Raw genomic sequence first — 7,987 nt, forward strand, 5'->3', positions numbered from 1 at the left:
AGCCAAATATTGCTCATGATAAAAATACTGTTCAGGGTTGTCCGTATACGAAACAATCTCAGCTACGTTCATATACGGGGAAGCATCTATTTTCTGAATGAACTCACGGCTGTAAGCTGTGTTATCTTGATCCACCACTACCACGTTAGCGTCGTTAATTTGGCTGCTTGGGAGCAACAGTGAATACCCCAGTACGGCAATCAACGGGAAGATGATAGCTATGATCGGATACTTGGAGTGAACCAGATACGACCATTCATCACGAAGAGATTTCATTTGTATTCACCTCAACTGTCATGCCTGGTAGCAAAGCTGCTTCTCTTGTTACATATACACGTACCTGGAATGTAGCGGTATCTGCTTCTCCTTTTTCACGGGACATCTTCACATTAGCGAATTGTGGTGCGGCAGTTACATAGCGTACCGTACCTTTCAGGTCCTTATTGAGACCAGAGATATGAGTTTTAATTTCTTGATTGGCCTTGAATTTCCCCGCTTGTTCTTCATTCACATAGAGATCGTAATATAAATCATTGGTTTCCAGGGTAATCACAGGAGCCCCTTGCGCCACATTTTCGCCGACTTTGGTACTAATCGAAGTAACCTTGCCATCCTGTGGTGCTTTTAACACCAGGCGTTCTTTTTTGAGCAGCAACGTTTTAAGCTGAACTTCCTGTGTGTCTTTTTGTTGCTTTAAGAGGTCAATAGCCAGCTTCTGATCTGCCAACTGTTGACGACTCTGCTGAATGGTTTCCAGTTGGGTCTTGGAACGATCGACGGACAATTGGGCACCGCGAATTTCTTCCTCGGCTTGTTTTACCGAAACGGCTGCTTGTGTCGTCTGTTCACTGGCCTGCATACGTTCTTCAGAAGTGGCACCATGAAGTAGCTTTTGAAGAGACTCTTTTTGCTGGCTCAACTGATTTGTCGCTAAAGTCAAAGAGGATTCGGCATCATCCAACGCTGCTTTGGATGCACTTCCTGCATCATAGAGTGCTTTATTACGCTTATAGTTGGTTTGCGCTGTCTGAACGTTTTTGGTGGCTGAGGCTACGGCAATTCGTTGCTGCTGAACATCTTCATCCCGAGCCCCGTTATTGACCTGTTGTTCCGCAGCAGTGGCTTGACGCTCAGCCGCTTGTGCCCGCTGCAATGCGGCCTGACTTTTACGCTCAGTCACTTGAGCTTGCGCGATATCTAGCTGTGCCTGTTTTTCCTGAGTTGCTGCTCGTGTATACCCTAAATGGATGGATTGTTGCTGTTGGCTGATCTGCGTATTGAACTGGGCGATTTGTGTCCGCAGCTGCTCAATTTGCAGATCCACATCTTTGGAATCCAAAGTCATAAGGACAGTTCCTTTTTTCACCTTAGTTTCTTCTGTTACCGGGATGTTCAGGATTTTGCCGCCTACTTGTTCAAACGATACATGAATGCTATCCGCATTTAGCGTTGTGCCTTTAACGGATCGAGATGCATTGACTTGATCTTGTCCGTTAGTCTGAAGCAGGAACCCCCCGCCGATAAGGCAGGCAATAGAAATGACAGGGATGATGAGGCTGGCGACTTGTGTGCGATTCATGAGTAATACGCTCCTTACATTCATAAAATGAGTTAAACATAGACTCGAATAAATATCCTGGTATGTACATTTTATTTATTCTTTTATTTAATAATTTAAAAGTTAGTCGGCTAACTAAAACGCAAAATTAAAACTTATTCTGGTTTTGCTGCTTTATATATCTCTTTTGCTTGAGGGATGCCGCTTTCTATTTTTTGGAGTAATGTCAGGAGCAGCTCTTTTTCATCGGTGGATAGGTGGCTCATCAGTGTGGAAGTGCTTGTGAAATGTGTAGGCAGCAGTCTTTCCATCATTTCTGTTCCTTGTTCGGTCAGTTTAACAATGCTCATACGGCGGTCGGAAGGGTGTACGGATCTCATAGTAAGCCCATCCCGTTCCAGGCGGTCAAGCAGACCGGTAACGGTAGGCTTGCTAACTCCTACTTTCTCCGCAAGCTCTGTAGCCAGCAATCCTGTTTGGATGTTGCGGTACAGGAGAATTAATATTGAAAATTTTCCATGAGATATACCGAACTTCTCAAAGCCCTCAAAACTGACTTTAAAAACACTGGAAGATACTCGCATAAAAAATAGCATAGCTTCTGTCGCTCTTACATCAATCTCGGGGATACGCTTAGAAAATTCTTGCAGCGCCTCACGAGTGGGCAAGTCCCGTAAATCAAAATCCATAGGGTTCTCCTTTCTTCTTACAGTATGTTCCAATCAACAAATTAGTTAGCCGACTAATCTTAATCTATTCAAAAATGAATTTCAAGCTAAAATTTGTTAATCGTCATGTATATTTTTCACTATATGGAGGTTGTTGTAAAAAGAAAATAAAGTATTAGACTGAAAAATAAAGTGTTAGACTGACGATGCTTCATTAAGCTAACTGGCAGATTAGTTACATAGACGTCAGAATTTTGCTTAGGAGTGTAGTCCACCATCCCATACTAATTGTATGGAAAAGAGTCTAGATAAACAGTATACTAGCTATAATTGTTTTTTGTTGAGGTGCATATCAAATGGATGAAATCGATGAATCAAAACAAATTGTATTACAAATCGGCGGTGTCTTGAAAAAGTACAGAAAAGAAAAAAACATGAGCTTAGACGACTTAGCGGAATTAACGGGTGTAAGCAAACTTACTCTGGGGAATATTGAACGTGGCGATACAAATCCAACTTTGGCGATTATATGGAAAATTTCAAAAGGCATATCTTTACCGCTATTAGCTTTGTTGAAATCAGAAGACCCTGTTAGTTTGTATCGAGCAGGCGAAGGACTGCGGTTTTCTAATGATCAAAAAAATTGGATCATTGAACCGGTCTTTAAAAACGCAAGCAACGATATTGAAATGTGTCGGGCTTACTTACAGCCGAATAGCTCGTATCACCCTGAAGGTCATCATGTGAATACAACTGAAATTGCGACAGTAATGACTGGTTCCATTGAAATTCAAGTCAATGGAGAGATTTACACATTGAATCAATATGATACGATCAGTTTTCGTGCAGATTGTCCTCACTCTTATACCAATCATACGAATAGCGAAACAGTGCTCCATATATCCTTAAAGTATGGTTTCTAAAAGTCGAAAATTCCACTTATTAAATACAACTCCGAATTCCATGACGGGAATTCAGAGTTGTATTTTTGTTTTTAGATGAGTTAATGTGTGTTATAAAATAATTATTGTTAAAAATAATATATTATAAAATAATTATTGTTAAAAATAATATATTATAATATACTTTTATTGTTCGCGCGGATGTTATTTCATAGTTTTTCAATCAGCAGGAAACAAATTTTACGTATGAATTTAGTAAGGAGAAATGAAGAATGTCGAACAAACAAAATATAAAAGCCGTACCATCCTCTATAGGACTGATAATTCTCGGCATTATTATTATTGCAGCTAATTTACGTGCTCCCTTAACCTCAGTCGGTCCTTTAGTGAGTCTCATAAGGGATGACGTTCGTATTTCAAATACAGTAGCAGGCCTGATAACAACGCTACCTTTGCTTGCCTTTGCTTTATTATCACCTCTAGTACCCAAATTTGGACGAAGGTATGGGATTGAACGTATCATTTTGATTGCCCTAATCTTTCTGACTGTTGGCATTGTAATACGTTCTTTATCTGGCGCAGCTAATCTATATATTGGGACAGCAATTCTTGGATTCGCAATTGCCGTATGTAATGTATTATTGCCAAGTTTAATCAAAAGGGATATCCCAAATAAAATTGGCTCCATGACAGGTGTTTACTCAATTTCAATGAGTTTATTTGGAGCAATCGCATCGGGAATCAGTGTACCGCTAGCCGTGAACGCAGGTCTAAAATGGCAGGGAGCATTGGGAATATGGGGGATTCTAAGCTTTGTATCGATTCTCTGTTGGTTACCTCAATTAAGAAATCAAACGAAGCAAACAACCACGACGAGTCAACAGATGGCCAGCAACGATGTGAATGTTTGGCGATCCCCTCTTGCCTGGCAAGTAACCTTGTTTATGGGTATACAGTCCATGGTTTTCTATGTGTTGATCGCATGGTTGCCTGAAATTTTAAAGCAGCAAGGAATTGGCTCAAACCAATCAGGATGGTACCTCTCGATAATGCAGTTAGCTCTGCTTCCATTTACCTTTATTGTCCCCGTTATTGCTGGGCGCATGTCTAGCCAACGTTTGTTAGTGGTCATCACAATCATTTTGCTTTTAACGGGAACGCTCGGACTTCTATACGGAAGCTCCAATATCATTCTGTTGTGGATTATAATACTCGGAATTGGTGGAGGCTGCGCCTTTAGTTTGTCCATGATGTTTTTCGGTTTACGTACTGAAAATGCGCATCAAGCAGCGGAACTGTCTGGCATGGCGCAATCGATCGGATATCTTCTTGCCGCAATCGGTCCTGCCCTTATAGGATTTCTGCATGATGCGACAAATAGTTGGAATCTGCCACTTTTCATTCTGCTTGGCGCTTCGGTCTTACTCTTTTTAGTCGGTATAGGAGCAGCAAGAAACCGTTTTGTAGGTAGCCGAAATAGTTACGAGCTGCCACGGAAAGGACGATAAATATGTTTGACAAAATTATTGTGGCAATTGATAAAGCTGAAATAACGAACAAACTCCTCGATGCAACCGTTGAAATAGCTCGAAACAAACAAACTCAAGTTACCTTGGTTAATGTCAGCCAGGAATATGTATCGAATGGCATGACATATTTACCAGGGCATTTCTTGGAAGAAATATTGAACGAAATGGAGAAAGCGAGTTTGGAACAGTTGCAACAAGCCAAATCCAAATTAGAATCTGCGGGGATTAACCCGGAAACACTTCATCTTAAGGGAGATCCTGCACATGAAATATTAAATTATGCAAGAGATTCCAAGCAGCAACTCATTATTATTGGAAGCCGTGGGCTAAGTGGCATAAAAGAAATGATGCTTGGAAGTGTCAGCCACAAGGTTTCACAGCTATCAAGTTGCCCAGTCCTCATTGTGCATTAACTCCTTCGGGAACCGTAAAGATGATGCATTGTTATACTAACGGAGAACTTTAGTTCAATAAAACAGCGACAGTCTAGGACTTTATTTTCTCGTCCACGGCTGCCGCTGTTTTTATAGCTGGGGCCAGTCTAATACTTTTTTTACGAGATCTGACGGTTTTATAATTCGAAATGTCGCGTGGGACCAACATATCCAGTCTAGTACTTTATTTTCTTTCTACAGTTGTTCGTGCCATGGTTCAAGCTTTTCCCTACATTGATATTTACAATGAAGTGCTTGATAATAAGTGGATATCGTACGAGACAAAGAACCCAAAAGTGAGGAATCTGGAATGACGACAAAATTATACTACACTGCTCCATATCTTACGGAGTGGGACACTCATATTACACAGAGCATGGAAAGAGACGGAAAATATTTGGTTATGCTGGAGGAAACGGCCTTTTATCCGCATGGCGGAGGCCAGCCTTGTGATACAGGAACAATTCAGGGCGTCCGTGTATTAGATGTTGTTCTCGAAGATGGGGATATTTGGCATCAGGTAGAGCGTTTGCCGGAGGATAGGAAAGTAGCCTGCCAATTGGATTGGGAGCGCAGATTTGACCATATGCAGCAGCATAGCGGACAGCATTTGCTGTCAGCGGTTTGTCTGGAGTTGTTGGGTGCGCGTACTGAAAGCTTTCATCTGGGACAAGAATATGCCACGATTGATGTGAACTGTTCGGATGTAACACCTGCGCAGCTATCGGCAATCGAACAGGAAGTAAATCAGCAAATCTATAGTAATCGCAACATAAAAAGTTTTTTTGTAACCAGTGAGCAATTGAAGGATATTCCGCTGGTGAAAACGCCCAAAGTGACGGAAAATATTCGGATTGTCGAGATCGAGGGCATTGAATATAATGCTTGCGGCGGTACTCATGTAGCTCAGACCGGGAAAATTGGAATGATTAAATGCTTGAAATGGGAAAAGCAAAAAGGGATGGCGAGAATCCATTTCAAATGTGGTGCTCGCGCACTCCAGGACTTTAATGAGAGTGTTCGGATTTTGGACGTGTTATCTACGAAGTTCAATACTGGACGAAAGGATATTTTGACTCGATTCGAAAAGTGGGAGCAGGAGCATAAGCAGCTCAAGGCGCAAGTGGAGTTCTTGCAAGAGGAAAATGCATCGTACCAGGCGAAAGAGTTGCTATCTGCTGTGCAGGGGCATGTTCTTGCTCATGTATTCGAACAAAAATCCATTCAGGAGATGCAGCAATTGGCTGCCAAGCTGACCGCTGAGCATGATCTGCTTGTTTTATTTGCCACAACAGCCGAAAACAAAATCATTCTGGCACATAATGGTACCCATTCCATTAGCTGCGGAGCGTATTTAAAGGAAAATCTGGGCGCGTTTCAGGGCAAAGGGGGCGGTAGCAACCAATCTGCTCAGGCTGCATTCTCGTCTCGCGAAGACCTTTTGAATTTCTTTGAAACGGCCCAGCGGCAGTTCATTCAGGGCTGATGTAATGGAGGATTAGTGGCGTAGGGGAAGCTTCCACTTTTCCTTTTCTGTAAATAAAATAAAAGAAAATATAAGTGCAACAACAGCGCCCCAAACGGCTTTATCCCCAATCGTCAAAGTCAGAAATCCCCCCAGCAAGGCTCCTACCAAGAAGGCAGCCAGGATGACACCATAACGCATCGCTCGAATGGCAGCGTTCGTGTCCTTGGTCGTTACAGCGACATACACAGCCTCGATAGCTGATCGAAGGTTACCGGTGCTGACCGTGGAGGTGTACGGCACATCAATGAGCTTGCGGAAGGAAGTCATTTGCACGGAAGCGACGAATGAGACGATCACCACTACTACCGTATTGGGAACTCCTTGCGGAATCAATCCCACGATGAAAAAAATTGCAATTTCCAGTAAAAGAATAGCGCGGGCCCAGTCTGGAGTTAAACGGTGAGTTGATTTTCTTTTAATCCATTCTGCAACAAAAACGCCCAGTGAAAAGGCGATTAGGGGCGGGATAAAGGCTAACGCCTGAATCCAGTGCCCTTCAATGGCTTTGACAGCCAGCAGCACGATATTACCTGTCTGTGCGTTGGCGAACACACCGCCTCTCCCAACATAGGTATATGTGTCCAAAAAGCCCCCTACTAATGATAGTAAGGCGCCCAGTCGCAACGATTCGGACGTTACCTGATGTAAATGGATTTTGCCTTTCATAAACACGGCATATAAGCCTCCTATACTAAACGTCGATTTTTTAAAGCTAACACGAAAATCCAGGACCATACAATTAAATTAATCACTTAAGCATGAAAATGGCACAAAGAAGCCGCATCGGGTCCCATACAAAAGAAAGGACGCGATGCGGCTTTTTGGAGTGCTGTTTAAAGTGCCCACCTAGAACCTCAAAGATGTGCTTATTGCAGGGCTTTGACAAGTGCTGCGCCGAAGTCCTGTGCACCATCTGGACCGTCGGCTGTAATAATGTCGCTATGCGCAACGACATGCTGTGCCACATATTCGGCTTGATGCGATTGGAGCTGGTCCTTTTGTACATCCACAGGATAACATGTAGCCGTTCTGCCGGAGAGCAGTCCAGTTTGAGCCACGGCTACAGAGCCTGCGCAGATGCCAGCCAATAGTTTCTTTTGCTCATAAGTTTGTTTCAGCAGAGCTTGGAGATCCGCGTTATTCCAAAGATAGTCATTCGTTCCTGATCCGCCGATCACAGATACCACATCATAATCAGCCAGCACAGCGTCAGTAAAAACAAGATCAGCTGTCGCTTTACCGTTGTAGTCACCCGTGATTTCGCCGGTTTTTGTACTAGCTAGCGTAACAGTAACACCTGCTTGCTCCAGTGCTTCCTTTGGTTTAAACAATTCATCCTCATTAAAGCGCTCTGGGGGTATAATAAAA

Annotated in this window: 9 protein-coding genes; 4 read left to right on the forward strand and 5 right to left on the reverse strand. The window is 42.8% G+C overall.

The window, feature by feature from the left end:
• The 3 genes from GRP75_RS15375 to GRP75_RS15385 all read right to left on the reverse strand — a co-directional run.
• Positions 1 to 276, reverse strand: a 276-nt coding sequence (locus GRP75_RS15375; RefSeq protein WP_160789734.1) for an ABC transporter permease, incomplete at its 3' end; no start/stop codon positions are given.
• The gene (locus GRP75_RS15380) at positions 260 to 1,579 is read right to left on the reverse strand and encodes an HlyD family secretion protein (RefSeq protein WP_160789735.1); all 1,320 of its coding nucleotides are present in this window, start codon (positions 1,577 to 1,579) and stop codon (positions 260 to 262) included. The genes GRP75_RS15380 and GRP75_RS15375, both read right to left, overlap by 17 nt.
• Before the next feature lie 134 nt (positions 1,580 to 1,713).
• Positions 1,714 to 2,247 (reverse strand): MarR family winged helix-turn-helix transcriptional regulator, encoded by a 534-nt coding sequence (locus GRP75_RS15385; protein ID WP_023990399.1) that lies wholly within the window; start codon positions 2,245 to 2,247, stop codon positions 1,714 to 1,716.
• Between the two features lie 335 nt (positions 2,248 to 2,582).
• Between GRP75_RS15385 and GRP75_RS15390 the strand changes: the two genes are divergently transcribed.
• The 4 genes from GRP75_RS15390 to GRP75_RS15405 all read left to right on the forward strand — a co-directional run bounded on the left by GRP75_RS15390 (position 2,583) and on the right by GRP75_RS15405 (position 6,577).
• Entirely contained in the window at positions 2,583 to 3,149 is a 567-nt protein-coding gene (locus tag GRP75_RS15390) for a helix-turn-helix domain-containing protein (RefSeq protein ID WP_075154785.1), read from the forward strand.
• A gap of 251 nt (positions 3,150 to 3,400) precedes the next feature.
• Complete coding sequence (locus GRP75_RS15395; RefSeq protein ID WP_023990397.1) at positions 3,401 to 4,636, forward strand: CynX/NimT family MFS transporter; 1,236 nt, start codon at positions 3,401 to 3,403, stop codon at positions 4,634 to 4,636.
• A gap of 2 nt (positions 4,637 to 4,638) precedes the next feature.
• The gene (locus tag GRP75_RS15400) at positions 4,639 to 5,070 is read left to right on the forward strand and encodes a universal stress protein (RefSeq protein ID WP_023990396.1); all 432 of its coding nucleotides are present in this window, start codon (positions 4,639 to 4,641) and stop codon (positions 5,068 to 5,070) included.
• 331 nt (positions 5,071 to 5,401) lie between these two features.
• Positions 5,402 to 6,577, forward strand: a complete 1,176-nt coding sequence (locus tag GRP75_RS15405; RefSeq protein WP_160789736.1) for an alanyl-tRNA editing protein — start codon at positions 5,402 to 5,404, stop codon at positions 6,575 to 6,577.
• A 12-nt stretch (positions 6,578 to 6,589) separates the two neighbouring features.
• On the opposite strand, the gene GRP75_RS15410 is transcribed toward GRP75_RS15405, so the two are convergent.
• Together GRP75_RS15410 and GRP75_RS15415 are read right to left on the reverse strand one after the other, a co-directional pair.
• The gene (locus tag GRP75_RS15410; RefSeq protein ID WP_160789737.1) at positions 6,590 to 7,291 is read right to left on the reverse strand and encodes a DUF1275 family protein; all 702 of its coding nucleotides are present in this window, start codon (positions 7,289 to 7,291) and stop codon (positions 6,590 to 6,592) included.
• Between the two features lie 194 nt (positions 7,292 to 7,485).
• On the reverse strand, positions 7,486 to 7,987 hold a 502-nt coding region (locus GRP75_RS15415), incomplete at its 5' end, for a DJ-1/PfpI family protein (protein WP_237449064.1).

Origin of the sequence: Paenibacillus sp. OT2-17, from assembly GCF_009827695.1 — a bacterium.
Taxonomy (GTDB): domain Bacteria; phylum Bacillota; class Bacilli; order Paenibacillales; family Paenibacillaceae; genus Paenibacillus; species Paenibacillus polymyxa_B.